This window comes from Amycolatopsis sp. NPDC052450 (assembly GCF_044547565.1).
In the GTDB taxonomy this organism is placed as follows: domain Bacteria; phylum Actinomycetota; class Actinomycetes; order Mycobacteriales; family Pseudonocardiaceae; genus Amycolatopsis.
Genome location: NZ_JBIUAQ010000024.1, coordinates 37,811 through 61,015 on the forward strand (window position 1 = coordinate 37,811; position 23,205 = coordinate 61,015).

General features: G+C 69.5%; 25 protein-coding genes. 11 read left to right on the plus strand and 14 right to left on the minus strand.

Translation table 11 applies throughout. The annotated features are described in order from the left end of the window. Positions 1 to 69: 69 nt before the first annotated feature. From ACIHAO_RS30840 to ACIHAO_RS30850, 3 genes are read left to right on the plus strand one after another with little or no spacing between them, the layout of a single operon-like run. The gene (locus ACIHAO_RS30840) at positions 70 to 1,011 is read left to right on the plus strand and encodes a DNA-3-methyladenine glycosylase family protein (protein WP_396563727.1); all 942 of its coding nucleotides are present in this window, start codon (positions 70 to 72) and stop codon (positions 1,009 to 1,011) included. Positions 1,012 to 1,046: 35 nt separating this feature from the next. Beyond that, positions 1,047 to 1,760, plus strand: a complete 714-nt coding sequence (locus tag ACIHAO_RS30845) for a M50 family metallopeptidase (protein WP_396563729.1) — start codon at positions 1,047 to 1,049, stop codon at positions 1,758 to 1,760. A gap of 52 nt (positions 1,761 to 1,812) precedes the next feature. Beyond that, a complete protein-coding gene (locus ACIHAO_RS30850; protein WP_396563731.1) occupies positions 1,813 to 3,045 on the plus strand; it encodes an aldehyde dehydrogenase family protein in 1,233 nt (410 codons plus the stop codon). Between the two features lie 139 nt (positions 3,046 to 3,184). Here ACIHAO_RS30850 and ACIHAO_RS30855 read toward each other — a convergent pair whose 3' ends face one another. From ACIHAO_RS30855 to ccrA, 4 genes are all read right to left on the minus strand, one after another. Beyond that, positions 3,185 to 4,330 carry an adenylate cyclase regulatory domain-containing protein gene (locus tag ACIHAO_RS30855; protein WP_396563733.1) on the minus strand — a complete coding sequence of 382 codons (1,146 nt, stop codon included), beginning with the start codon at positions 4,328 to 4,330 and terminating at the stop codon, positions 3,185 to 3,187. Then, positions 4,330 to 4,779: a universal stress protein gene (locus tag ACIHAO_RS30860; RefSeq protein WP_396563735.1), complete on the minus strand. Its 450-nt coding sequence runs from the start codon at positions 4,777 to 4,779 to the stop codon at positions 4,330 to 4,332. The genes ACIHAO_RS30855 and ACIHAO_RS30860 overlap by 1 nt, the downstream gene beginning before the upstream one ends. Positions 4,780 to 4,884: 105 nt before the next feature. Beyond that, the gene (locus ACIHAO_RS30865; RefSeq protein ID WP_396563906.1) at positions 4,885 to 5,994 is read right to left on the minus strand and encodes a chromosome segregation protein; all 1,110 of its coding nucleotides are present in this window, start codon (positions 5,992 to 5,994) and stop codon (positions 4,885 to 4,887) included. A 104-nt stretch (positions 5,995 to 6,098) separates the two neighbouring features. After that, positions 6,099 to 7,439 (minus strand): crotonyl-CoA carboxylase/reductase, encoded by a 1,341-nt coding sequence (ccrA, locus tag ACIHAO_RS30870; protein WP_125798988.1) that lies wholly within the window; start codon positions 7,437 to 7,439, stop codon positions 6,099 to 6,101. Between the two features lie 203 nt (positions 7,440 to 7,642). Here ccrA and ACIHAO_RS30875 point away from each other — a divergent pair, with 203 nt between their 5' ends. Together ACIHAO_RS30875 and ACIHAO_RS30880 are read left to right on the plus strand one after the other, a co-directional pair. Beyond that, on the plus strand, positions 7,643 to 8,011 hold the full coding sequence (locus ACIHAO_RS30875; RefSeq protein WP_396563737.1) for an SPW repeat protein: 369 nt from the start codon (positions 7,643 to 7,645) through the stop codon (positions 8,009 to 8,011). A 16-nt stretch (positions 8,012 to 8,027) separates the two neighbouring features. Then, positions 8,028 to 8,591 carry a TetR/AcrR family transcriptional regulator gene (locus ACIHAO_RS30880; protein ID WP_125792365.1) on the plus strand — a complete coding sequence of 188 codons (564 nt, stop codon included), beginning with the start codon at positions 8,028 to 8,030 and terminating at the stop codon, positions 8,589 to 8,591. On the opposite strand, the gene mce is transcribed toward ACIHAO_RS30880, so the two are convergent. Next, positions 8,585 to 9,034, minus strand: coding sequence for a methylmalonyl-CoA epimerase (gene mce, locus ACIHAO_RS30885; protein ID WP_396563740.1), 450 nt, complete (start codon positions 9,032 to 9,034; stop codon positions 8,585 to 8,587). The two genes, ACIHAO_RS30880 and mce, sit on opposite strands and share 7 nt — an antisense overlap. 131 nt (positions 9,035 to 9,165) lie before the next feature. Here mce and ACIHAO_RS30890 point away from each other — a divergent pair, with 131 nt between their 5' ends. Beyond that, a complete protein-coding gene (locus ACIHAO_RS30890) occupies positions 9,166 to 10,347 on the plus strand; it encodes an acetyl-CoA C-acetyltransferase (RefSeq protein WP_396563742.1) in 1,182 nt (393 codons plus the stop codon). A gap of 5 nt (positions 10,348 to 10,352) precedes the next feature. Next, entirely contained in the window at positions 10,353 to 11,321 is a 969-nt protein-coding gene (meaB, locus tag ACIHAO_RS30895) for a methylmalonyl Co-A mutase-associated GTPase MeaB (protein ID WP_396563744.1), read from the plus strand. 45 nt (positions 11,322 to 11,366) lie between these two features. Here meaB and ACIHAO_RS30900 read toward each other — a convergent pair whose 3' ends face one another. After that, on the minus strand, positions 11,367 to 11,954 hold the full coding sequence (locus ACIHAO_RS30900; protein WP_396563746.1) for a hypothetical protein: 588 nt from the start codon (positions 11,952 to 11,954) through the stop codon (positions 11,367 to 11,369). Positions 11,955 to 12,100: 146 nt separating this feature from the next. On the opposite strand from ACIHAO_RS30900, the gene ACIHAO_RS30905 reads away from it, so the two are divergent. Next, on the plus strand, positions 12,101 to 12,781 hold the full coding sequence (locus tag ACIHAO_RS30905; RefSeq protein WP_396563908.1) for a peptidylprolyl isomerase: 681 nt from the start codon (positions 12,101 to 12,103) through the stop codon (positions 12,779 to 12,781). An 83-nt stretch (positions 12,782 to 12,864) separates the two neighbouring features. Here the strand turns inward: ACIHAO_RS30905 and ACIHAO_RS30910 are convergent, their stop codons facing one another. Further along, positions 12,865 to 14,244, minus strand: a complete 1,380-nt coding sequence (locus tag ACIHAO_RS30910) for a PLP-dependent aminotransferase family protein (RefSeq protein WP_396563748.1) — start codon at positions 14,242 to 14,244, stop codon at positions 12,865 to 12,867. 46 nt (positions 14,245 to 14,290) lie between these two features. Here ACIHAO_RS30910 and ACIHAO_RS30915 point away from each other — a divergent pair, with 46 nt between their 5' ends. Beyond that, positions 14,291 to 14,755, plus strand: a complete 465-nt coding sequence (locus tag ACIHAO_RS30915) for a carboxymuconolactone decarboxylase family protein (protein WP_016336647.1) — start codon at positions 14,291 to 14,293, stop codon at positions 14,753 to 14,755. Next, entirely contained in the window at positions 14,752 to 15,495 is a 744-nt protein-coding gene (locus ACIHAO_RS30920; protein WP_396563751.1) for an isocitrate lyase/phosphoenolpyruvate mutase family protein, read from the plus strand. The genes ACIHAO_RS30915 and ACIHAO_RS30920 overlap by 4 nt, the downstream gene beginning before the upstream one ends. Positions 15,496 to 15,553: 58 nt before the next feature. Here the strand turns inward: ACIHAO_RS30920 and ACIHAO_RS30925 are convergent, their stop codons facing one another. The 6 genes from ACIHAO_RS30925 to ACIHAO_RS30950 form a co-directional block, all read right to left on the minus strand. Further along, positions 15,554 to 17,182, minus strand: coding sequence for a cation acetate symporter (locus ACIHAO_RS30925; protein ID WP_396563752.1), 1,629 nt, complete (start codon positions 17,180 to 17,182; stop codon positions 15,554 to 15,556). Next, entirely contained in the window at positions 17,179 to 17,520 is a 342-nt protein-coding gene (locus ACIHAO_RS30930) for a DUF485 domain-containing protein (RefSeq protein ID WP_396563754.1), read from the minus strand. Before ACIHAO_RS30930 ends, ACIHAO_RS30925 begins: the two co-directional genes overlap by 4 nt. A 67-nt stretch (positions 17,521 to 17,587) precedes the next feature. After that, positions 17,588 to 19,321 (minus strand): cation acetate symporter, encoded by a 1,734-nt coding sequence (locus tag ACIHAO_RS30935; RefSeq protein ID WP_396563756.1) that lies wholly within the window; start codon positions 19,319 to 19,321, stop codon positions 17,588 to 17,590. Then, on the minus strand, positions 19,321 to 19,668 hold the full coding sequence (locus tag ACIHAO_RS30940) for a hypothetical protein (RefSeq protein ID WP_396563758.1): 348 nt from the start codon (positions 19,666 to 19,668) through the stop codon (positions 19,321 to 19,323). The genes ACIHAO_RS30935 and ACIHAO_RS30940 overlap by 1 nt, the downstream gene beginning before the upstream one ends. After that, positions 19,665 to 20,435 carry a LytR/AlgR family response regulator transcription factor gene (locus tag ACIHAO_RS30945; RefSeq protein WP_396563760.1) on the minus strand — a complete coding sequence of 257 codons (771 nt, stop codon included), beginning with the start codon at positions 20,433 to 20,435 and terminating at the stop codon, positions 19,665 to 19,667. Before ACIHAO_RS30945 ends, ACIHAO_RS30940 begins: the two co-directional genes overlap by 4 nt. Continuing rightward, positions 20,432 to 21,478: a histidine kinase gene (locus ACIHAO_RS30950; RefSeq protein ID WP_396563762.1), complete on the minus strand. Its 1,047-nt coding sequence runs from the start codon at positions 21,476 to 21,478 to the stop codon at positions 20,432 to 20,434. Before ACIHAO_RS30950 ends, ACIHAO_RS30945 begins: the two co-directional genes overlap by 4 nt. 74 nt (positions 21,479 to 21,552) lie before the next feature. On the opposite strand from ACIHAO_RS30950, the gene ACIHAO_RS30955 reads away from it, so the two are divergent. Next, a complete protein-coding gene (locus tag ACIHAO_RS30955) occupies positions 21,553 to 22,032 on the plus strand; it encodes a hypothetical protein (RefSeq protein WP_396563764.1) in 480 nt (159 codons plus the stop codon). Positions 22,033 to 22,224: 192 nt separating this feature from the next. On the opposite strand, the gene ACIHAO_RS30960 is transcribed toward ACIHAO_RS30955, so the two are convergent. After that, the gene (locus ACIHAO_RS30960; protein WP_396563766.1) at positions 22,225 to 23,205 is read right to left on the minus strand and encodes an ABC transporter substrate-binding protein; all 981 of its coding nucleotides are present in this window, start codon (positions 23,203 to 23,205) and stop codon (positions 22,225 to 22,227) included.

Sequence of the window (23,205 nt, forward strand, 5' to 3'; positions counted from 1 at the left end):
ACCCGAAACTGTCGGTGGCCATCTCTAACGTCGGAGGGAGTCGCCGTTCCCCAGCCGAAGGAGCCCGAAATGACCGGCTCGATCCTGCAGCACACCGCCACGACCACGCTTCGCATCCCGGTGCGCGGCCCGTTCGACCTCGACAAGTCCATCCGGTTCCTGACCGACTTCCCGCCCGCGTGCCGCGCGGACGCCGCCGCCGAACCCGGCACCCTGCGCTTCGCCTTTCCCGCCGAAGCGGGCTGGGAGCACGTCGGTGCGGCCGTCAGACAGAGATCGCCCGGCTCGATCGAGGTGGAGGTCTTCGCCGAGGAAGGGCTCGCCGTCGAGGTCGGCGCCCAGGTACGCCGGATCCTTTCGGTGGACGTCGACGGCGTCGGCTTCGCCAAGATCGGCGCCGCGGATCCCGTGGTGCGCCGTCTGCAGCAGACGTTCCCCGGGCTGCGGCCCGTGCTGTTCCATTCGCCCTACGAAGCGGCCTGCTGGGCGATCCTGAGTCACCGCGCGCGGATGTCGCAGGCCGCCACGGTGAAACGACGGCTCGCCGAGGAGTTCGGCAGGCCCGTGGACGTCGGCGGGAAGATCCTCAGGTCGTTCCCTGCGCCGGACGTGCTGGCCGGGCCCGAGGCCGGACGTGGTCTGCCGGAGGTGAAGGCCGAGCGGTTGCGCGCGGTGGCCAACGCCGCCAAGGACGGTCTGCTCGACGCCGCTTATCTGCGCGCGATGCCGGTCCCCGACGCGCTGCGCTGGTTGCAGCGGTTGCCGGGGATCGGGCCGTTCTCGGCGCAACTGATCCTGATCAGGGGCGCCGGGCATCCGGACGTCTTCCCCGCGGGCGAGCCCCGGTTGCAGGAGGCCATGCGGGCCGCGTACGACCTGCCGATGGCGCCGCCCGAGGAGCTGGAGGAGCTGTCCGCGGTATGGCGGCCGTTCCGCAGTTGGGTGGCCTTCGCCCTGCGCAACGACCGGGAGTTTCGCACGCGCGAGTTCGGGGGTTCGATGACCGCCTGACACAGGACATATCCGGCTTGTGGTGAGCTGGTGCGGTGAGCGCGTCTCCCGCCGAAACGGTTTCCGACATCGCCCAGTCCACCCCGCCTGGCACGATCACCCTGGTCACCGGTGGTCTCGCCCTGCTCGTGGTGCTCTCGGGCAGGCCTTGGCGGATCGCCCGCAACCTGATCACGCTCGTCCACGAGGCGGGCCACGCGGTGGCGGCGGTGCTGGTCGGGCGACGGCTGCAGGGCATCAAGCTGCACTCGGACACCTCCGGGGTCACCGTCTCCCGCGGCAAACCGGAGGGGCCGGGGATGGCGTTCACCGCGCTGGCCGGGTATCCGGCGGCCGCCGTGCTCGGGCTGGTGTTCGCGGGGCTGCTCTCGTCGGACCTGATCACCGTCGTGCTGGTGGTGATGGCGCTGATGCTGCTGGGCGTGCTGGTGATGGTGCGCAACACCTACGGCGTGTTCACCGTGGTCGCCAGCTCGGTGGTGCTCGGGCTGGTCGCGCTGGTGGCGCCCTCGTGGTTCCAGGCGATCTTCGTCTACCTGCTGACCTGGTTCCTGCTGTTCGGCGGCGTCCGGCCGGTGGTCGAGCTGCAGATCAAGCGGCGCCGGGGTGCGGCGAGGGATTCCGACGCCGATCAGCTCGGCAGGCTCACCGGGATGCCCGCGGTGCTGTGGGTGCTGGTGATGGCCGTGCTGACGGTGAGCTGTCTCTTCGCGGGCGGGTTGTGGCTGCTGGAGCCGACCGTCGCCTGACCGGGGCGGTACGGCAGACTGATGGCTCGTTCCGCGCGGAAGGAGTCACCAGATGGACGAGGTCGCCAAGGCCGTCGAGGAATGCGCTCGATCGGCGAAACGGGCCGCACCGTCGCTGGCCGCCGCCTCCGCCGAGGCGATCGACGCCGCGCTGAACGCCATGGCCGACAAGCTGGTCGAGCACGCCGATGTCGTGCTCGAAGCGAACCAGGCCGACATCGCCAAGGCACGCGAGGACGGGATGAGCGCGGGCCTGCTCGACAGGCTCACCATCACCCCCGAGCGGCTGACCGGCATGGCCGAACAGCTCCGTCTCCTGGCGGGCGCGCCGCATCAGGAGCGGTCCGTCGATGTGTCCACTTTGGACGGAGGACTGCGGCTGGTGGAACGCCGCCGCCCGGTCGGCGTGATCGGCGCGAACTACGAGGCGCGGCCGAACGTCACGGTCGACGTCGCCTCGCAGTTGGTGAAGTCGCGCAATGGCGGCGTGCTCCGCACGGGTTCCGCCGCGCTCGGCTCGGCCCAGCGTCTGCGCGAGACCGTGATCGCCCCCGCGCTCGCCGAGGCAGGCATCGACCCGGACGTCATCCAGCTGGTGCCGCGCGCCGAACGCGAAGCGGCTTCCGCGCTGGTCCGGTTCCCGGCGCTCGTGCCGCTGGTCATCCTGCGCGGCAGCGGTGACAGCACCAGGGCGCTGGCCACCGAGGCGGCCGTCCACGGTGTCCGCACGCTGGCCCACGCCGACGGCGGCGGCGTGCTGTACGTCGACGAGGCCGTCGACACCGACAAGGTGCGCGACCTGGTTTTCAACAGCCTCGACCGGCTCGGCGTCTGCAACCGGCTGAACCTGCTGCTGATCCACGAAGACGCCCACGACCGCGTCTGGCCCGGCATCTCCGGCGCGCTGGCCGAACGCGGCGTGACCCCGTCGCTCGCCCCGCACGAGCACGCCATCGGCTACGAATGGGCCCTCGACTCCGACCGCGAAGCCACCGTCACCGTCGCGAAGGTCTCGGGCCTGCCCGAAGCGGCGGAGATCGCCAACGAGCGCACCTCGGGCCTGGCCGCCGGCATCGCCACCGAAAGCAGCGAAGCCGCCGACGCGTTCTTCGACGCGTACACCGGCACCGGCGTCTTCTGGAACGCCCCGACCCGGCTGCTAGACGGCTTCAAGCTCCTAGCCGTCCCCGAGACCGGCATCAACCTGGACAAGGTCCCCGGACCGCGCGGTCCGGTCACCTACACCGATCTCTACGTGCGGCAGTACGCCGTGCTGCCAGCCTGACCTCGCGTTGGTGCCCTTCACGGATGTCATGAAAGGGTCGTTCAGGACGAAAAATGTCCTGAACGACCCTTTCATGACACTGGGGCTTCCGCGGCCGCAGAAGCGATAGCAAAGGTCCCTTGCTCTCCCCGGCGGGAGCTCAGCGCCGCCGGCGCTTGGACCGCGGCCGCGGCCGAGGCGGCAACGACTCAGCGGTGGCGTCCTCGCCCGGAGCGGGCGCGGCAGCAGAGGCGGCGTCAGCCAGTCCCAGCATTTCCGCGGCAAGCTGCTGCGAAGAGGCGAACATGCCCGAAGGCCGTTCCCGCGCCCGGCGCAGGGAGGAAGGCCGCAGCCGGTTGTACCCCCGGACCGACACCGGCCGTCGCGTGCGAACCTCGTATTCCGGGAAGTCCGACAGCTCCGTGGCGAGTTCCTTGTCCACCAGGATGGTGCCCGGCCGCGCGGTCGAGGTGAGGCGGGCGGCGAGGTTCACGACCGAGCCGTAGACGTCGCCGAACCGGCTGAGGATCCGGCCCGACGCGAGGCCCGCGCGCACCGCGGGCAGGGTCTCGTCGGCGTCGGCGCGTTCGGACAGGGCGAGGGCGATCTCGGCGCCGTCGACGGCGGAATCGGCGACGAACAGGACCTCGTCGCCGATCATCTTCACGATCCGCCCGTGGTGGTCGGCGACCACCTCGGTGGCGACGGATTCGAACCGGTCGAGGATGTCGGTCAGCCGCTCTTCGTCGACCTGCCTGGTCAGCCGGGTGTAGCCGACCATGTCGACGAACCCGACCACCTCGGTCCTCGCCTCGAGGTCCTCGTCGGGAAGGGCCATCGCCCGGCCGGCGTAGGCCGCGAGGTGGCGGCGCCAGACGAACTCCTGGACCTTCTCCAGTTCGGGCAGCAGCCGTTCGACCAGCCGCCCGATCTGCCGTTCGCTGCTGCCGATCTCCTTGTTCTCGGTGATCATCGTCCACAGCATGTGGACCTGCCATTCCGCGAGCCGCGAAAGGTGCTGGCCCAGCGCGCGGGTCACGGCCAGTTCGATGCTCGGGTCGATCAGTCCCGAGTTCATCAGCTGATCCGCGGTGCGGATCGCTTCGATGTCGGCGTCGGTGAAGACGACCTCGTCGTCATCGACGGTCGCGAAGCCCAGCGCACGCCAAAGCCGCCGAGAGCGTTCCTCGGGAACGCCTGCCTTCTCGGCGACTTCGAGCCGGGTGTACTTGCGCTTTCCGCCGAGCAGGATCCGTTCGAGTCGCTGTTGCAGCGCGTCGGCCGGGATCTCGCCGGGTTCGGGCATCAGGTGGTGTGGACGATGAGCACGTCCACCCCGGACTTTCGCGCGACTTCGGACGGCACGGAGCCCAGGATGCGGCCCGCGAGGGTGTTCAGCCCGCGGTTGCCGACCACCAGCAGGTCGGCGGAGCGGTCGGCGACGACCTTGCGCAGCGCGTCGACGGGGTCGCCGACGACAGCGGCGGTCTCGATGTTCTTCGCGCCGGCCTTCGCGGCCCGGTCACGGGCGGACAGGAGGGTGTCCTCGGCCGGTGCCGAGCCCACCACCTGGTACGCCTCGTCACCGAGGACGTCCTGCGCCTTCTCCACGTCGCCCTTGTTGGCGGGGTAGTAGGCGCACACGACGACCAGGGTCGCTCCGGAGTCCCCGGCGACGCTCGCCGCCCGGTCGACCGCGGCGAACGAGGAATCCGATCCGTCCGTGCCCACGACCACGGTCCGATATGCAGCCATCCGCAACCTCCACCGATCTGACAGCCCGCACCTGCGTGCGAGCAGCGACGATAACCGCTCGGCGAGTGGCTCGCAGGCCGTCGTGAGAGCGGTCGGGTGGAAAGGTTACTCGCCAGTCGGTTTCTGCGCTGCCGCAGGTCGTGGTGAAGGCTTCGCGCCGGATGTGGCCTTCGGCACATCGGCCGTCCGCAGCTGCACGGTGGCTTCCGCGTCGGGTGACGGCTTCGCCTTGAGCTCCGCCGGGATATGCGGTTCGTCGCCGAGCACGTGCGTCGCCTCGGCGAGCGCGGTCCGCGCGGTGCGGACCTGCTCGGCCAGGCTGGAGCGCACCTTGCGGAGCGCTTCCACCCGTTCGGTGGCCTGGGTGATCCGCCGGTTGGACTCCTCGGTGGCCTGCCGGACGCGGCGGCGTGCCTCGTCGGCCGCCTCGGCGAGCCGGGCGTTGGCCTCGGTGATCGAGTCCTGTTTGCGCTTGTTGGCGTCGGCGACGGACTCCCGCTGACGGCGTTCGATGTCGGCCTTGGCCGCCGTCTCCTCTTCGAGCACCTTCGCGCGGATGGCGGCCGCGTCCTCGGTGGCCTCGCGGACGCGGCGGGCGGCCTCGGCCTTGCTCGCGGCCTCCTGCTCGGCCAGCGCGTGCATGGCCTCGGTGCGGCGCGACGCCATCGCGATCTCGAAGTCCTCTTCGACCTGCGTGCGGCGCTGCTGCGACTCGGCGTCGAGCTTGTCGCGCTCGGCCTTCGCCTTGTCGATGATGTCCTTCGCCTCGGCGCGGGCCTTCTCGAGCACACCGCGGTGCTCGGCCTCCATCTCCTTGCGACGGAGGTCGAGCTCGTTGAGCAGCTGCTCGTAGCGGGCACGCATGGCGCTCGCGTCGGTCTCCGCCTTCGCGCGGATGTGCCCGGCTTCGGCTTCCGCGCGCGCCTTGGTGTCGGCGGCTTCGTCCTGCGCGAGCCGCAACATGCGCTGCAGGCGCTCGGAAAGGCCTTCGACGCTCGTCGGCGGCTGGGCGAGCCTGTCGACCTGTCCGCGCAGGTCCGCGATCTCGCCGCGCGCGATCTCCAGCTGCCGTGCCAGGTCGCCCGCCTGTCCGATGGCGGCATCGCGATCGGCGGTGAGCATCTTCAGATCGGCGTCCAGCCGTTCGAGATGTTCGTCGACCTGCGCACGGCTGTAACCGCGCTTCGCCACGTCGAAGCCGGCTCCCAGCGGCACTAGCTCCCGTTCCTCGCCAAGGCTCATCCTTCTACCGTAGTCGAGCTGGAGTCACGGAAGGGTGAGCACCCACGCAACGCGCGGCGAAAGCGCGTTCTGGCGCGCTAAACGTTCCGGAACGCGTTGATCCCGTCGATGTGCTTTTCGCGCAGCTCGTGGTTCCGGACGCCCAGACCTTCTTCCGGCGCAAGGGCGAGCACGCCGACCTTGCCCTGATGCGCGTTGCGGTGGACGTCCAGCGCGGCCTGCCCGGTGTCTTCGAGCGTGTAGGTCTTCGACAGCGTCGGGTGGATCAGACCTTTCGCGATCAGCCGGTTCGCCTCCCACGATTCGCGGTAGTTCGCGAAGTGGCTGCCGATGATCCGCTTGAGGTTCATCCACAGGTAGCGGTTGTCGAACTGGTGCATGTAGCCGGAAGTCGAAGCGCACGTGACGATCGTGCCGCCCTTGCGCGCGGCGTAGACGGAAGCGCCGAAGGTCTCGCGGCCAGGGTGCTCGAAGACGATGTCCGGGTCCTCACCGCCGGTCAGCTCGCGGATCTTCTTGCCGAACCGCTGCCACTCCTTCGGGTCCTGGTTGTGCTCGTCCTTCCAGAACTTGTAGCCCTCCGCGTTGCGGTCGATGATCAGCTCCGCGCCGAGCTTCCGGCAGATCTCCGCCTTTTCGGGGCTGGAGACCACGCACACCGGGATCGCGCCGCCGTTGAGCGCGTACTGGGTCGCGTAGGAACCGAGGCCACCCGAAGCGCCCCAGATCAGCACGACGTCGCCCTGCTTCATGTCCGCGCCGTTGCGCGAGACGAGCTGGCGGTAGGCGGTGGAGTTCACCAGGCCGGGGGAGGCGGCCTCCTCCCAGGTGAGGTGGCCCGGCTTCGGCATCAGCTGGTTCGCCTTCACGAGCGCGATCTCGGCGAGCCCGCCGAAGTTCGTCTCGAAACCCCAGATCCGCTGCTCGGTGTCGAGCATCGTGTCGTTGTGCCCGTCCGGGCCTTCGAGTTCGACGTTGAGGCAGTGCGCGACGACCTCGTCGCCCGGCTTCCAGTTGTGCACGCCGGGTCCGGTGCGCAGCACGACGCCGGACAGGTCCGAGCCGACCACGTGATAGGGCAGGTCGTGCCGCTTCGACAGCGGCGAAAGCCGCCCGTAGCGCTCCAGGAACTTGAAGGTCGAGACCGGTTCGAAGATCGAGGTCCAGACGGTGTTGTAGTTGATCGCGCTCGCCATGACCGCGACCAGCGCCTCGCCAGGGCCGAGCTCCGGCGTCGGGACCTCGTCCACGTGCAGCGACTTGCGCGGGTCCTTGTCGCGGCTTTCGAGGCCTTCGAACATGGCTGCCTCGTCCTTGCGCACGGTCACCCCGCGATAGGACTCCGGCACGTCGAGCGACGCCACGGCGCCGAGGTCATCGTTGAGAATGGCCTGCTGGATCTCGCCGATCTGCGTCATCGAAACCTCCGCGATTGGGGGGACGGCGTAGGCGCAACAAATTACTCACCGGTAACCGGGTTCACAACTGTACGAGACGTGGAGCACGTACACATCCCGAAGTGTTACCGGCCGGTCTTGACCGGCTGGCCAACCAAGCGGACCATGGGCGGTGGAGACCTCTCCGACCTGCAGGTTCAGCCGATTTTCGGAGGTGAGCACGCATGAACGAACCCACGACGCGCCCTTGGACCCGTCCCCATGACTGGGCGGAGGTGATCATCGGTGTCGTGGTCGCTCTTTCACCCCTCTGGATGACCACGGACAACACCGCCATGTGGTCGCTCGTCATCCTCGGCGCACTGATCGCCCTCGACGGTCTCGCGTCGCTTGCGATGCCTGGCATGGTCTATGGCGAAGGCATTCAGATCGTCCTGGGCGCGCTGCTGTTCATTTCGCCGTGGGTGATGGGATACGCCGGCTTCATGGGCGCGTCCTGGACCGCTTGGATCGGCGGCGTCCTGACCGTGGTGGCCGGGGCGGCGGCGATGCCGATCGCCCAGGCGACGCACCGGACGGCGGGGCAGCACTGACTCAGGAGGGAACGGCGTGAAAGAGGATTCGGCGAAACAGCGCATCCTGCGGGCCGCGGAGGCGCTTTTCGCCGAATCCGGTTTCGACGCCACGCCCACTTCGCGGATCGCGGAGCGGGCGGGTGTGCCGAAAGGCCTGGTGCACTACTACTTCCGGCGCAAGTCGGACCTGTTGGCCGCGCTGGTCGCCGAACTGCCGGACGCCCGGATCGAACCGGCCGTCGTGGTGGTCCCCGGCGACCTCGTGGGCAGCCTCCGCGGCCTCGTCGTCGAACTCGACAGACGGTTCAACCGCTCCTTGGCGCTGTCACATCTGCTGTGGCGCGAGGCCGACACGCACCGCGCGGTCCGCGACGCGCTGGCCGACCGGTTCCAGCAACTCGTCCGCCAGGTGAAGGCGGTGATCGTCGCCGCGACCGGCGGCAAGCTCGCCGCGGCCGACATCGATTCGGCGTCCGGACTGCTCGCGCGGGCGGTCAGCCACCGGCACGCGACAGCGCGGCACACCGAGGACGAGGACCCCGCCGAAATCGATCGCGAGGTCCTCTTCATCGCCTCCGCGTTGACGCGGGGTCAGTGACCGTCCTTCGCGGGCTCCACCAACTCGACGAGCACGCCGCCGGCGTCCTTGGGGTGGACGAAGTTCACCCGGCTGTTGGAAGTCCCGCGCTTCGCCTCGTCGTAGAGCAGCCGGAGTCCCTGGGCGCGCAGTGCCGCCGCGGCGGCGTCCACATCGGACACTCGATACGCCAGCTGCTGCAGCCCGGGGCCGCTCTTCGCGAGGAACTTGCCGATCGCGGAATCGTCGCGCAGCGGCGCGAGGAGCTGGATCGCGGTCTCGGTCCCGGCGGCGCCCGGCGCGCGCAGCATCGCCTCGCGGACGCCCTGTTCCTCGTTGACCTCCTCGTGCGCGACCTCCATGCCGAAATGCTCGGCGTGGAAGGCGATCGCGGCGTCGAGGTCGGGTACCGCGATGCCGACGTGGTCGATGGCCGTCACGAACGGTTTCAGCGCCTGGTTCATGCAGAGCAGGATAGGTGCGCGGGCGGGCGGACCGGCGTGCGCCGCCTCACACTGGCTCCATCAAGAGACCCGCGACCCGGGTATGGTCGCGAAGACCCCCTTTGCCCTTGCGCCGATGCTTGGAGGACGCCGTGTCCGGTTCCGTGATCCTGGGTGCCGCCCGTACACCGATCGGGCGATTGCTCGGTTCCCTGAAGGACTTCTCGGGCGCACAACTCGGCGGATTCGCCATCAAGGCGGCGCTGGAGCAGGCCGGTGTCTCGCCGGACGCGGTCCAGTACACGATCATGGGCCAGGTGCTCACCGCCGGCGCGGGCCAGATCCCCGCCCGCCAGGCCGCGGTGGCCGCCGGTATCCCGATGACCGTCCCGGCGCTGACCATCAACAAGGTCTGCCTGTCCGGTCTCGACGCCATCGCGCTCGCCGACCAGCTCATCCGCGCGGGTGAGTTCGACCTGATCGTCGCGGGCGGCCAGGAGTCGATGACGCAGTCGCCGCATCTGCTGCCGAAGTCCCGCGCGGGCTTCAAGTACGGCGACACCACGCTCGTCGACCACATGGCCTACGACGGTCTGTTCTGCGCCTTCGACCAGGTCGCCATGGGCTCGTCGACGGAGAAGTACAACAGCCGCTACGGCATCACCCGCGAGCAGCAGGACGAGTTCTCGGCGCGCTCGCACCAGCGTGCCGCCGCCGCCATCGCGGAGGGCCGCTTCGACGCCGAGATCGCGCCGGTGTCGATCCCGCAGCGCAAGGGCGACCCGGTCGTCTTCTCGAAGGACGAAGGCGTCCGCGCCGACACCACCGCGGAAGGCCTCGCGAAGCTGCGTCCGGCGTTCGCCTCCGACGGCACGATCACCGCCGGTTCGGCGTCGCAGATCTCCGACGGCGCCGCGGCGGTCGTCGTGGCCAGCAAGGCACTGGCCGAGAAACTGGGCCTCACCGCGCTCGCCGAGATCGGCGCGCACGGCGTGGTCGCCGGCCCGGACGCGAGCCTGCACGAGCAGCCGTCGAACGCGATCCTCGCCGCGCTGGCCAAGGAGAAGCTGACCGCGGACGCGCTCGACCTCATCGAGATCAACGAGGCGTTCGCCGCCGTCGGCCTCGTCTCCAGCGACAAGCTCGGCGTCAGCGCGGACAAGGTGAACGTCGACGGCGGCGCCATCGCGCTCGGTCACCCGATCGGCGCGTCCGGCGCGCGGCTCGCCGTGCACCTGATCCACGAACTCCGTCGTCGCGGCGGCGGCCTCGGCGCGGCCGCTCTCTGCGGTGGTGGCGGTCAGGGCGACGCTCTGCTGCTCCGCGTCCCGTAAAGCCCTTGCCGGTACAGCTGGACATCGACGAACTGGTCGATCGCGCGCGGGACGGCGTCCCCCGCGCGATCGCCCGGTTGCTGTCGCTGGTCGAGGACGCCCATCCGCGGCTGCCCGAGGTCGCGGCGAAACTGACGCCGCATACGGGCAACGCGCGGGTCATCGGGCTGACCGGCCCGCCCGGTGTCGGCAAGTCGACATCGACCTCCGCGCTGCTCACCGCGTTGCGGGCGAAGGGATCGAGGGTCGGCGTCCTGGCCATCGACCCGTCGTCGCCGTTCTCCGGCGGCGCGCTGCTCGGCGACCGGATCAGGATGACCGAACACGCCACCGATCCCGGCGTGTTCATCCGTTCGATGGCCACCCGCGGGCATCTCGGCGGCCTCTCGTGGGCGACGCCGCAGGCGGTCCGGGTGTTCGACGCGGCCGGTTTCGACGTCGTGCTGATCGAGACGGTCGGCGTCGGTCAGTCCGAAGTGGACGTCGTGAAACTGGCCGACACCACGGTGGTCCTGCTCGCGCCGGGGATGGGCGACGGGATCCAGGCGGCCAAGGCGGGCGTGCTGGAGATCGCGGACGTGTTCGTGGTCAACAAGGCCGACCGCGACGGCGCGGACGCGACCGTGCACGACCTCAAGCAGATGATCTCGTTGGTACGCCGGGAAATCCGCGGCCCGAGCTGGCGCCAGCCGATCGTGCGAACGGTGGCTTCACGAGGCGAAGGCGTCGAGGACGTCGTCCTGGCGTTGGACGAACACCACGATTGGCTGGTCCAGCGCGGCGAACTGCCCGGCCGTCGCGCGGCACGGGCTCGCGACGAGGTCGAGGCGATCGCCTTGCGGCGGCTGCGCGCGGAACTCGTCGACCTGCGCTCCGGCGACCGGCTCACCGAACTGGCCGAACGCGTGGTGGCGCGAACGCTCGACCCGTTCGCGGCGGCCGAAGAACTCATCAAGGACCTTCGCGGCTCGTGAGTGGTAAGTGTTGTTAGAACGACACTTACCACTCACGAGGCTTGGTCAGAATTCGACGTACATCTTGATGTCGCCGAAATCGCTGTCGAGATTGTCCAAATGGGCGATCGCGTCCTCTTTCCAGACCTCGAGCTGGTTCGTCTCGCCATAGGTGAGCTGCTCGCCGTCGGCCACCTTGTTGGCGTAGTTCGTGATCGTGACGGTCTGCCCCCGGCAGAACTCGACGCGCTCCAGGAACCGGTCGGCCATGTCGGGGTCGAAGACGCGGCCCATCCGGACGTAGCCGTTGTTGATGTGCTCTTCGCAGTAGAAGTGCGCCGCGGCCGAGGCGATCCACTCGGTGAGCGACGCGTCGCGAGGCGGCCACTTCTCCCGGACGTGCGACTTGATCTCCCTGGCGAGGCGGATGACCCGGCGCCGTTCGAGATCGGTCAGCCCGTCCTCCTTGCGGAAGTCGAGGATCATGTCGTCGACGACCTTGGCGAGCCTGAGCATGCGCGGTTTGTCGAGTTCGGCCGGCTTGTCCGGCGGCAGCCCCGCCATGACCCGTTCGTGCACGAGGACGTACTGCGTGTACGCGTACAGGAAGGTCAGGGCGTTCAGCTGCCATTGGTGTCGTTCGGCGATCTCCACGGTTCCGACCCTAACCGCGGACCTACTTCCGGACCTGTGTGAGCGGTGGGGATTCACCCTATGCTCTCTTCTTCGTCCACGGCTGGGAGGCAGGAACCGTGCAGAGGATCGCGAAGGTCTTTGTGGCAGTGCTGGGTACCGGGCTGATGCTCGCGGCCGGTACCGGAACGGCGTCCGCGGAAGGCACGCCACCGAAGGTCACCAAGGGGCCGTGCCAGTACACGCAGACGCCGGACGAGCCTGCCGCGCGGCCGGTCCCGTTGCCGCCGGACCCCCGTCGCACGCCGGATCGGGGCAAGGTGCCGGTCCAGCTCAAGACGAACCAGGGCGAGATCGACCTGACCCTCGATCGAGCGAAGGCGCCGTGCACCGTGCAGAGTTTCTTGCACCTGGCGAAGCACCGGTTCTACGACCGCACGACCTGCCACCGGCTGACCGCGTATCCGACGCTGAAGGTGCTGCAGTGCGGTGACCCGAGCGGCACCGGAGAGGGTGGCCCGGGCTACAAGTACAAGGACGAACTGCCCGTCGGCCTGCCGCCCGCGCCGACCGACCCGACCGGCGAGCGCAAGGTGTACGCCCGCGGTGTCCTCGCGATGGCCAACGCGGGCCCGGCGACGAACGGAAGCCAGTTCTTCGTCGTGTACGGCGACTCCGCGCTGCGCCCGAACTACACGATTTTCGGCACCGTGGGTCACGAAGGCCTCGAAACCCTCGACGACGTCGCCGCCGGCGGCATCAAGCCGACCCCGGAGAACCCCGCCCCGGTCGACGGCGCCCCCGTCCTGAAGACCGACATCCTCCGCGCGCGCCCCTGGTTCTGCTGACCCCTTCGCAATTCGTCATCTACTTGCGGTAGTTCGGACCCTCAACCATCGCAAGTAGGTGACGAATTGCGGGCGAGGGGGGGTTAGGTGACTTCGAAGATGGCTTCGCGCAGGGCTTGGGTGGCGCCGCCGAAAGCGTGTTTCGCGGCGGCGCCGTACCCGATGATGAGTCCTTCGCGTTGTGGCTCGCCGATCCAGTGGCCGCTGAGCCCCTCGAGCCCGATCGCGCGACGGCGGCAGGCGGCCAGCACCTCCATCTCCCCTGGCAGGTCACCGGGGAACTGGAGCACCAGATGCAGCCCGGCGGAGATCCCTTGCGGCAGCACGGAATCCGGTAGGGCGGCGAGCAGCCGGTCCCGCCGGGTGCGGTATTCGGCGCGACAGCGGCGGATGTGCTGGTCGTAGGCGCCCGATTCGATCAGTTCGGCCATCGCCAGCTGGTCCAGCAGCGCGGGCCGGGCCCCGCTCGCGGCCATCTCCGCGCGGACCGGTTCGACCAGGAAGCGCGGCAGCACCATCCAGCCCAGCCGCAACGACGGCGCGAGTGTCTTGCTCGTCGTGCCCACGTACACGACCCGTTCGGGTGCCAGTGCCTGCAACGCGCCGACCTGCTGATGGTCGAACCGGAACTCGCCGTCGTAGTCGTCCTCGATGACGACGGCGCCGGTTTCCTCCGCCCAGCGGGTGAGTTCCGCCCTTCGCCCGGGCGCGAGGGTGACGCCCAGCGGGTATTGATGCGCCGGGGTGACCACGACCGCCGGACTGTCCAAAGCGGACACCGTGATCCCGTGGTCGTCGACCGGGACGCCGGCCACGCGGGGACCGTTTCGGGCGGCGATGTCCCGGTAGATCCGCAGTGACGGGTTCTCGAACGCGATCTCGTCCGCGCCGCGGGCGTGCAGGACCCGGGCGAGGATCGCCATCGCGTGCGAGAACCCGGCGCACACCAGGATGCGTTCGGGATCGGCGACCACGCCGCGGCTGCGGGCCAGGTACGCGGCGAGCGTCTCCCGCAGTTCCGGCGCGCCGGATTCGGCCGTGTAGTCGAACGCCGACATCGGCGCCCGGTGCAGTGCCCGGCGGGTCGCCGCGAGCCAGGCGGACCTGGGGAACGCGGACAGGTTCGGCCTGCCGGGGCGCAGATCCCAGCGCGGCGCGGGATCGCGGGGGGCGGGCCGCGGCGGTGACGCGGGCAGCGCGCCCGCCGTCGCGACGCGGGTCGGCGCGCCCTGCGCCGTCCGCAGGTAGCCCTCGGCGGCGAGGTCGGCGTAGACCCGGGTGACCGTTCCCCGCGCCACTCCCAGGTCCTGCGCCAGCGCCCTGGTCGAGGGCACCGCGGCGCCGGCCTGCCAGCGGCCCTCCCGGATGGCCGCGCGGATCGCCGCGGCGAGCCCGGTCCGGCCGCTTTCGTGATGCCAGTCCAGGTGGACGTCCATTCCCGAACTGGACCATGAATCTGCCATGCGACTGGACCATACTCGTGGGCCAGTCGCCGCTAGATTCGACGGCATGACCGAGCGAATCCATGTGGGCAAACGAGTGCCCGAGATCTACCAGGCGATGGCGAAACTGCAGGCCGAAGTCGAGAAGGCCGCCGCCAACGCCGGCGTCGACCAGAAGATCCTCGAACTGGTGAAGATGCGGTCGTCGCAGATCAACCACTGCGCGTTCTGCCTCGACATGCACTCTCACGACGCGCTGCAGATGGGCGAGTCGCCGCGGCGGCTGTTCGTGCTGCAGGGCTGGCGCGAGACCGAGCTTTTCACCGAGCAGGAGCGCGCCGCGCTCGCGCTCACCGAAGCGATCACGAACGTGGCGACGCTGCACGACGTGCCGGACGACGTCTACGAAGAGGCCACCCGCGTCTTCACCGAGGAGCAGTACCGCGCCATCGTCTGGGAGGCGATCGCGATCAACAGCTGGAACCGGATGTGCGTGACCAGCCACGCGCCGCTGCCCGAGCGCGCCGAATGACGGCGGCTCGGCTGCGGGAACTTCACGTCGCGGGTACGCCGCTGCTCCTGCCGAACGCGTGGGACGCCGACAGCGCGCGTCTCGTGGAAGCCGCCGGGTTCCCGGTCGTGGCGACGAGTTCCTTCGCCGTCGCGAAGGTCCTCGGGTACGAAGACGGGGAGGACGCGCCCGTCGACGAGATGTTCGCCGCGGCGGCGAGGATCGCGCGGGCGGTCTCGGTGCCGGTGACCGTCGACGTGGAAGGCGGGTACGGGCTCGAAGCGGGAGAACTCGCGGCGAGGCTGGCCGAAGCGGGTGCCGTCGGCTGCAACTACGAGGACACCGACCACGCTTCAGGGGGAGTCCGTTCGCCTGCGGCGCAGGCGGAACGGATCGGGGAGTTGCGCGAGGCGGCCGGGGACGCGCTGGTGATCAACGCTCGCGTCGACGTCTTCCTCGGCGCGTCCGACGAGCGAGCCGTGCTGGACGACGCGATCTTGCGGGCCAAGGCGTACTTCGAGGCCGGGGCGGACTGCGTCTACCCGATTCTGGTGAAGTCGCCGGACGTGCTCGTCGATTTCGTGCGGGCGGTCGCGCCGGGGGCGGTCAACGCCTTCCCGATGCCTGGAGGCCCCGATCTCTCCGCGCTCACCGCACTGGGGGTGGCGCGGATCTCGCTGGGCACCGGGCTGTGGAAGTCGGTCCGCGCGGATCTCCGCGCGAAACTGGCGGAACTGACGGCGGGGAAGCTGCCTTACTGAATGGGAACCGGGACGGTGCGGCCGGGGGCGTTGGATGCCGGCCGCACCGTCCCGGCGACTAGTGGGCGACGGCCTTTTCGGCGCCGACGCCGGTGAGCGAGCGGACCTCCATCTCGGCGTACTTCTTCTGGTTGTGTTCCTTGGACAGCACGGTGCCGAGCCAGCCGAGGAAGAACGCGACGGGGATCGAGACGAGGCCTGGGTTGTCCAGCGGGAACCAGTGGAAGTCGACGCCCTGGATCATCGAAGCGCTCTTGCCGGTCTTGGCGTCGACGGGCTTACCCGAGACGGCCGGCGAGAAGACGATCAGCACGATGCAGACCGCGAGACCGCCGTAGATGCTCCACAGCGCACCCTGGGTGTTGAACCGCTTCCAGAACAGCGAGTACAGGATCGTCGGCAGGTTCGCCGACGCGGCCACCGCGAAGGCGAGTGCCACGAGGAACGCGATGTTCTGCCCGTTGGCGAGGATGCCGCCGAGGATCGCGACCGCACCGATCACCAGCGCGGTGATCCGGGCGACCTTCACCTCCGAGGCCGGGCTCGCCTTGCCCTTCTTGATCACGTTGGCGTAGACGTCGTGCGCGAACGACGCCGACGCCGTGATCGTCAGACCCGCGACCACGGCGAGGATCGTCGCGAAGGCGATCGCCGCGATCAGGCCGAGCAGCACCGGTCCGCCGAGTTCCAGCGCCAGCAGCGGGGCCGCCGAGTTCACGCCACCGGGAGCGGCCTTGATCTTGTCCGCGCCGACCAGCGCGCCGGCACCGTAGCCGAGCACCAGGGTGAACAGGTAGAAGAGGCCGATCAGGCCGATCGCCCACACCACGGAACGACGGGCTTCCTTGGCCGTCGGCACCGTGTAGAAGCGCATCAGGACGTGCGGCAGGCCCGCGGTGCCGAGCACCAGCGCGATACCCAGCGACAGGAAGTCCAGTTTGGTGGTCCCGGTCTTGCCGTACTGGTTACCCGGCCCGAGCAGGGCTTCACCGGCGCTGCCCGCCCTGTCCACGGCGCCTTGCAGCAGCGAGGAAAGGTTGAAGCCGTACATGCCCAGCACCCACAGCGTCATCACGAGCGCGCCGACGATGAGCAGCGCCGCCTTGATGATCTGGACCCAGGTGGTGCCCTTCATCCCGCCGATGAGCACGTAGGCGATCATGATGATGCCGACGATCACGATGATCGCGGCCTGCCCGGCCTTGCTCTCGATCCCGAGCAGCAACGCGACGAGACCACCGGCACCGGCCATCTGCGCCAGCAGGTAGAAGAACGAGACGGCCAGGGTGGACGTCGCCGCCGCGGCCCGCACCGGGCGCTGCTTCATCCGGAACGCCAGGACGTCGCCCATGGTGAACTTGCCGGTGTTGCGCAGCAGTTCCGCGACCAGCAGCAACGCCACCAGCCACGCCACCAGGAAACCGATGGAGTAAAGGAAACCGTCGTAACCGTAGACGGCGATCGCGCCCGCGATCCCGAGGAACGACGCGGCGGACAGGTAGTCGCCCGCGATGGCGACGCCGTTCTGCGGACCGGTGAACGCGCGGCCCGCGGCGTAGTAGTCCGACGCCGTCTTCGAGTTGCGGCTGGCCCGGAACACGACGAACAGCGTGACCACCACGAAGAGGCCGAAGATGGTGATGTTGAGTACGGGGCTGCTGCCCTCGACTCCGGCTGCGAGGGTCATTTGGTCTCACTCTCGAGGTCCGTGCGGATCTTCTCCGCGATGGGGTCGAGTTTCTTGTTCGCGTAGCGGACGTAGAGCCCGGTGATCACGAAGGTCGAAACGAACTGCAGCAGACCGAAGACCAGGCCGACGTTGATGTTGCCGACCAGCTTCGTGCTCATGAAGCCGTGCGCGTAGTCGGCGAGCAGCACGTAGAGCAGGTACCAGGCGAGGAACAGCACCGAGACCGGGAACACGAACCGGCGCAGCCGCGCACGCAACTCCTGGAACTCGGGGCTGTCGTGGGCTTTGTCCCAGTCCGTTTCAGGCGGACTGGGAGCGTTCGTTTCGGTACTCATCGTGCTCTCCTTGGGCCGCGAATGTGTTCCGCGACACGTTAAGGAGAGGTCAAGGCGACCGGAACCTTCAGCGGTTCAAACGTCTGCCGAGACGACGAACGGTCGACGAACGGTGGTCCGACCACGACGAAGGGGTTTCGGCTGTGCGATCGTCCAGATGCAGCCGCAACATGGCGGCCGTCGACCACGCGGGTGGCCTGCCCCGCAAGGAAACCACGATCATTACGCCGAATGCCAGCGGAACCGACCACGGCGCCGGCTGCGACACCAGGATCGCGGCCAGCCCGCTCAGGCTCGGGACGAACAGCGCCACCAGGATCGAGCCCGAAGACGCGACGAGCCCGGCGAGCACGCCACTGATCGCGCCCGCGGCGGTGAGCCGGTTCCACCAGATGCCGAGTACCAGCAACGGGCAGAACGTCGACGCGGCCACGGTGAAGCCCCAGGTGACGAGGACACCCGCGTCCAATCTGGCGGAGGGCAACGCGAGCAGGACCATCACCGCGGCCGCCCCGAGCACCGACCAGCGCAGTCTCCGCAGGCCGCCGGGAGCCAGGTCGTACGCGACCGCGCCGGAGATCACCAGCAGCAGCCCGAGCGAAGTCGCCAGGAACGCGGCGAACGCGCCCGCCGTCAGCAGCCCGGTGAACAGCGATCCGGCCCAGCCGTCGTCGACCTGCGCCGGCAGCGCGACGACGACGGTGTCCGTCGCGCCGGAGACGTACAGTTCGGGCACCAGCACCCGGCCGAGGACGCCGTAAACCCCTGGGAACAGGTAGAAGACGCCGAGCAGGGCGACGGTGATCGCCGCTGTCCGGCGCGCGGCGCGGCCGTCCGGGCTGGTGTGGAAGCGCATCAGGACATGCGGCAGGCCCATGGTGCCGAGCATGGTGGCGATCAGGATCGCCCACGTGCCGAGCAGCGGATAGCCATGGTCGCCGAGGTCGAGCAGCGGCCGTTGCCAGTCCGGGCCGCCCAGCGGCGCGCCGCCCCGGACGGCGGGAACCGGTGTGCCTTCGGCGAATTCCAGGGTCTGCCCGCTCCTGGCCACCAGTTCTCCCGGCGGCACGACGTGCTTTTCCGGGGTGAGCAGGGTGGTCGGCTCGCGCAGGGTCAGTGTCACGTCGATCTCGAAGGACAGCCGGGTGTCGCGGGCGAAGTGGGTGAATTCCACCGGGTGCGCCGAAGCCGACCGTTCCTCCGGGGAGACCTGGGAGACCAGCCAGATCGCGGGAATGAGGAACAGCAACAGTTTCAGCACGAACTGGAAGGCCTGGACGTAGGTCGCCGCGCGCATCCCGCCGAGCGCCAATGTCGCGCTGACGGCGGCGCCCGCGATCACGACCCCGACCCAGTACGGCGTGCCGCCGACAGCGGTCAGCACCAGCCCCGCGGTACGGAATTGCGGTACCAGGTAAAGGGTTCCGATCACGAGGACGACGACAGCGGCGAGGCGGCGCAGGGCGGGGGAGGCCAGCCGGGCTTCGGCGAAGTCCGGGACGGTGAGCGCGCCGGAGCGCCGCATCGGCGCCGCGACGAGCACCAGCATCGCGATGTAGCCGGCGGTGAACCCGACCGGGTACCAGAGCGCGCCGATGCCGTCCTTCACCACCAGCCCCGCCACCCCGAGGAACGACGCCGCGGACAGGTATTCACCGGAGACCGCGGCCGAGTTGACCAGCGGCGAGATCCGGCGCGAGGCGACGAGGAAGTCCGACGTCGTACGCATGGCCGCGACGCCGCGCAACCCGATCAGCAGGGTGATCAGCACGACCGGAGCCACCGCGAAAGCCGCGACCACTAGTCGTCCTCGATCTTTTCCGCGCGGCGCAACTGCCACCACGAAAGCAGCGCCATCGCCGGATACGGGAGGATCGCGATCATCAGCCAGGACAGCGGGATATCCAGTAGCCGCACCGAATCCAGCCCCGGGAACACCCCGAACACCAGCGGGAGCCCGAACACCAGCCCGAACATCCCGGCCAGCGCGGGGAGCCCGCGACGGCGCTGGGCGCGGTAGAGCGCGTCCGCGCGTTCGGCGTCGCCCGCGGCCAGCCGGGGGACCCGCCAGCGTCCGCGCGAACGGCGCCGCGAATGCGCGAGCCGGGTCTGCGGGCTGGTGACGGCGACCCGTTTGACGCGGCTCACCGGCGGCTTCCCCGGCCGAGTTCGCCGCGTTGCGCGGCGGCGAGCAGCCGGTCGCGCAGGTCACGCGCGTGGCGGCGGCTCACCGGCACGTCACCGGCCTCGGTATGCGCCAGCAAGCCGCCGGTGGTGTCGCTGCGCAGTTCGAGCACCGCGTCCACGGCGAGCAGGAAACCCCGGTGCACGCGGGTGAAACCCGTGCCCTCCCAATACTCTTCGAGCCGGGAGATGGGCATGCGCGTGACGTGGACGCCGGATTTCGTGTGCAGCCGGACGTAGTCGCCGTGCGCCTCGACGAACTGGACTTCGTCACGGCGGACGTATCGCGTGCGCCCGCCGGATTCCACCGGCAGCGCGGACATCGCGTCCGGCGCCGGTTTCGGCTCGCCGTCCTGGTCGCCCGCCATCCGGACCACTTTGGACAGTGCGGCGGACAGCCGTTCCGCGCGGACCGGTTTGAGCAGGTAGTCGACGGCGCCGATGCCGTACGCGGCCACGGCGTGACCGTCGTGCGCGGTGACGAACACGATCACCGGCGGCCGGTTGAGCCGCGCCAGCAGCGAGGCGAGTTCCAGCCCGTCGAGCCCCGGCATGGAGATGTCGAGGAAGACGGCGTCGAAATGGTCACCCTGCAACAGCTTGAGCGCGTTCAGCGCGTCACCGGCGGCGACCACCTCGGCGACTTCCGGTGCCTCGCGCAGCAGGCTGCACAGCTCGTCGAGGGCGGGCGGGACGTCGTCGACCGCCAGCACCCGCAGCCCGTTCGTCACGGCAGCACCCCCGGCTGGAATCGGGGCACCCGCACCACGACCTTGGTGCCCGCGCCGGTCTCGGTCTCGACCGTCAGTCCGTACCACGGCCCGTAGACGCTGCGCAGCCTTCTGTCCACATTGGCCAGTCCGACGCCGCCGTCTTCGCCGCGGCCCGCCAGGATCGCCGCCGCGCGTGCGGGGTCCATGCCGACACCGTCGTCCTCGACGCTGATCACGCAGTCGTTCCCTTCCGCCATTCCCTGAACCTGGATGAACCCCGCTTCGGCGCGTGGCTCGATCCCGTGCCGGATCGCGTTCTCCACCAACGGTTCCAGCACGAGGTACGGCACCGCGACGGCCAGCACCTCCGGCGCCACCCGCACCTGCACCCGGAGCCGCTCGCCGAGCACCGCGCGCTGCAGCGCCAGGTAGGTCTCGATGGCGCCGAACTCGTCGGCGAGCATCGTGTACTCGCCGTGCCGGGCGACGCTGTAGCGGGTGTACTCGGCGAAGTCGAGCATCAGATCACGGGCGCGATCGGGGTCGGAGCGGACCAGCGAGGAGATCACGGTGAGGGCGTTGTAGACGAAATGCGGGGAGATCTCGGCCCGCAGCGCGCGCAGTTCCGCCTCCGCGGCCTGCTCGGCGGAGGCCTCCAGCCTGCCGCGTTCGAGTGCGTGGACGACGAGTTCGGCGGCCTGGCGGGCGACGGCGGTCTTTCCTTCGATGACCAGGAGGACGCCGGCGAGTTCGTCGTGGACGTGGAGCGGCAGCGCCACCAGCCCGGGCCCGGACACCGGCGTCTCGGAGTGGAGCACCTCGTCGAGCGCCGAGACCACCACGTCGTCCGCCGCCGGGCGGCCGGACCAGATCAGCGAGCCGGAAAGGTCGGTCAGCGCGAGGCCGGGGACGCCGAACAAGCGGCGGAGGCCGTGCGTGGCGTGGCGCGCGCGGGGCCCGGCGAGGCCGTCCATGAGATCGTCGGAGACGCGCTGGGCGGCGGCGAGCACCGGCACCGGATCCGCGCTCGCGGCGGGACGCCAGGGCAGACGCGTGCTCATCGGCCACCTCCCTCCGCGACGTCGAGGACTGGATCCTAACGTCGGTGCGGGGTTTCGGCGGTTACGCTCCGGGCATGGTCACTGGGGATGCCGTGGTGCTCCGGCTGGACGTCGTGATGCGCCGGCTCGCGTGGGCGGGGTTCGTGGTGTTCGGCGGGGGCGGCGTGGTGGCCGTCGTTCTGTCATTGTTCTCCGGCTCGGTCTCCGGAGTGGTGTTCAGCCTGCTCAGCGTGGGTTTCGCGGGGTTGATCCTGCTCGCCCTGCGGCGCTCGGCCGCCTTCTTGACGGTGTCCGCTTCGGGCTTCGAGGTGGCGGGCCGGTTCGCCGTCGGGTGGACCGAGGTGCGGCGGCTGCGCGTGTGGCGGGAGAAGCGGCGGGTGGGGCGGTGGATGCACTGGTGGCACTACCGGCTGTCGTGGACCGGTTCCGGTCCGGAGAACCTTCTGGAGGACGGCGAGTACGTGTACGCGCTGGGTCACCTGGGTGGGGGCGCTGCGCTGTACGGAGCTCTCACGCGCTTCGCTCCGGCTGGGGTGCTCGAGTTCGCGGAGTGAGCGGGTTCCAACACGGCCCCTCGCGTGAGATGAAGGGGCCTTTCATAGCAAATTTTGCTATGAAAGGCCCCTTCATCTCACGCGGGGGAGGCTGGTCGAGCTGCGGGAGTGAGCGGGACCGCGGACGCCAGGAAAGGACCGTTCCTTGCAAATTTTGCAAGGAACGGTCCTTCCTGACAGTGCCGAAGCGCGTCAGCAGCTCTGCTTGTAGAAGTACTGCGCGTTCGCGTCCATGTTCGCCTTGGTGATGGAGTGCAGTGAAGCGGTCAGGTTGCGCGTCACCGGCTTGCCCTCCAGCGCCGCGATGGCCTGCTGCACGCCCTGCTGCCCGATGGCGGCCGGGTCCTGCGCGATGAGGCCCTGGTACTCGCCCTTCTTCAGGCCCTCGATCTCCGACGGCGACGCGTCGAAGCCGATCAGGTTGACCGCGCCGATCTTGCCCGCGTTCCGCAGGCCGGTCGCGGCACCCTCACCGGTGTTGAGGTTGGTCGCGAAGATGCCGATCAGGTCCGGGGTGGACGCCAGCGCGGCGGTCACCTTGGACGCGGCCTGGTCGGGCTCGTTCTGGGTGAACTGCACGCCCGCCGACTTCAGGTTCGGGTAGTTCTTCAGCTCGTCCTCGAAGCCCTTCGCGCGGGTGTTCGTGGTCGAGGTGCCCGCGATGGTGTCGAGCACCAGCACCGAACCGGTCTTGCCCGCGGCCAGTTCCGCCATCGTCTTGGCGGCGAGCTTGCCGCCCTCGGCGTTGTCCGAGGAGATCGACGACTCCGCCACGCTGGTGTCCTTCAGCGCGGTGTCGACCTCGATGATCTTCGCGCCGCGCGATTTGACCTGCTGGATCGGCGCGAGCATCGCCTGCGCGTCGGTCGGCGCGATGAGCAGCGCGGCGGGCGGGTTGGAGCCCAGCGCGTTGACCAGCTGGGTCTGCATGGCCGCGTCGAACTTCTGCGGGGCCTGCGTGGTGAGCTCGTAGCCCGCTTTCTTGGCCTCGGCCTCGGCGCCGCACTGCATCGAGATGTAGAACGGCTCGGCCTGCACGCCCGGGATGAGCGACAGCTTCTTGTTGTTGGTCTTGGCGCCGGAGTCACCGGAGGGCGACTCGCCGACCGTGCCACCGCCGCAAGCGGTTAGCAGGAGAGCGGCGGAGACGGCGACGAGCAGGGTCTTCTTCAT

What these genes read in the sequence shown, in the direction of transcription:
- ACIHAO_RS30840 (WP_396563727.1), top strand. Translation starts at nt 70, where the DNA reads ATGACCGGCTCGATCCTGCAGCACACCGCCACGACCACGCTTCGCATC.
- ACIHAO_RS30850 (WP_396563731.1), top strand. Translation starts at nt 1,813, where the DNA reads ATGGACGAGGTCGCCAAGGCCGTCGAGGAATGCGCTCGATCGGCGAAA.
- ACIHAO_RS30855 (WP_396563733.1), bottom strand. Translation starts at nt 4,330, where the DNA reads ATGCCCGAACCCGGCGAGATCCCGGCCGACGCGCTGCAACAGCGACTC.
- ACIHAO_RS30860 (WP_396563735.1), bottom strand. Translation starts at nt 4,779, where the DNA reads ATGGCTGCATATCGGACCGTGGTCGTGGGCACGGACGGATCGGATTCC.
- ccrA (WP_125798988.1), bottom strand. Translation starts at nt 7,439, where the DNA reads ATGACGCAGATCGGCGAGATCCAGCAGGCCATTCTCAACGATGACCTC.
- ACIHAO_RS30875 (WP_396563737.1), top strand. Translation starts at nt 7,643, where the DNA reads ATGAACGAACCCACGACGCGCCCTTGGACCCGTCCCCATGACTGGGCG.
- mce (WP_396563740.1), bottom strand. Translation starts at nt 9,034, where the DNA reads ATGAACCAGGCGCTGAAACCGTTCGTGACGGCCATCGACCACGTCGGC.
- ACIHAO_RS30905 (WP_396563908.1), top strand. Translation starts at nt 12,101, where the DNA reads ATGCTCGCGGCCGGTACCGGAACGGCGTCCGCGGAAGGCACGCCACCG.
- ACIHAO_RS30910 (WP_396563748.1), bottom strand. Translation starts at nt 14,244, where the DNA reads ATGGCAGATTCATGGTCCAGTTCGGGAATGGACGTCCACCTGGACTGG.
- ACIHAO_RS30915 (WP_016336647.1), top strand. Translation starts at nt 14,291, where the DNA reads ATGACCGAGCGAATCCATGTGGGCAAACGAGTGCCCGAGATCTACCAG.
- ACIHAO_RS30920 (WP_396563751.1), top strand. Translation starts at nt 14,752, where the DNA reads ATGACGGCGGCTCGGCTGCGGGAACTTCACGTCGCGGGTACGCCGCTG.
- ACIHAO_RS30925 (WP_396563752.1), bottom strand. Translation starts at nt 17,182, where the DNA reads ATGACCCTCGCAGCCGGAGTCGAGGGCAGCAGCCCCGTACTCAACATC.
- ACIHAO_RS30930 (WP_396563754.1), bottom strand. Translation starts at nt 17,520, where the DNA reads ATGAGTACCGAAACGAACGCTCCCAGTCCGCCTGAAACGGACTGGGAC.
- ACIHAO_RS30950 (WP_396563762.1), bottom strand. Translation starts at nt 21,478, where the DNA reads ATGAGCACGCGTCTGCCCTGGCGTCCCGCCGCGAGCGCGGATCCGGTG.
- ACIHAO_RS30955 (WP_396563764.1), top strand. Translation starts at nt 21,553, where the DNA reads ATGGTCACTGGGGATGCCGTGGTGCTCCGGCTGGACGTCGTGATGCGC.
- ACIHAO_RS30960 (WP_396563766.1), bottom strand. Translation starts at nt 23,205, where the DNA reads ATGAAGAAGACCCTGCTCGTCGCCGTCTCCGCCGCTCTCCTGCTAACC.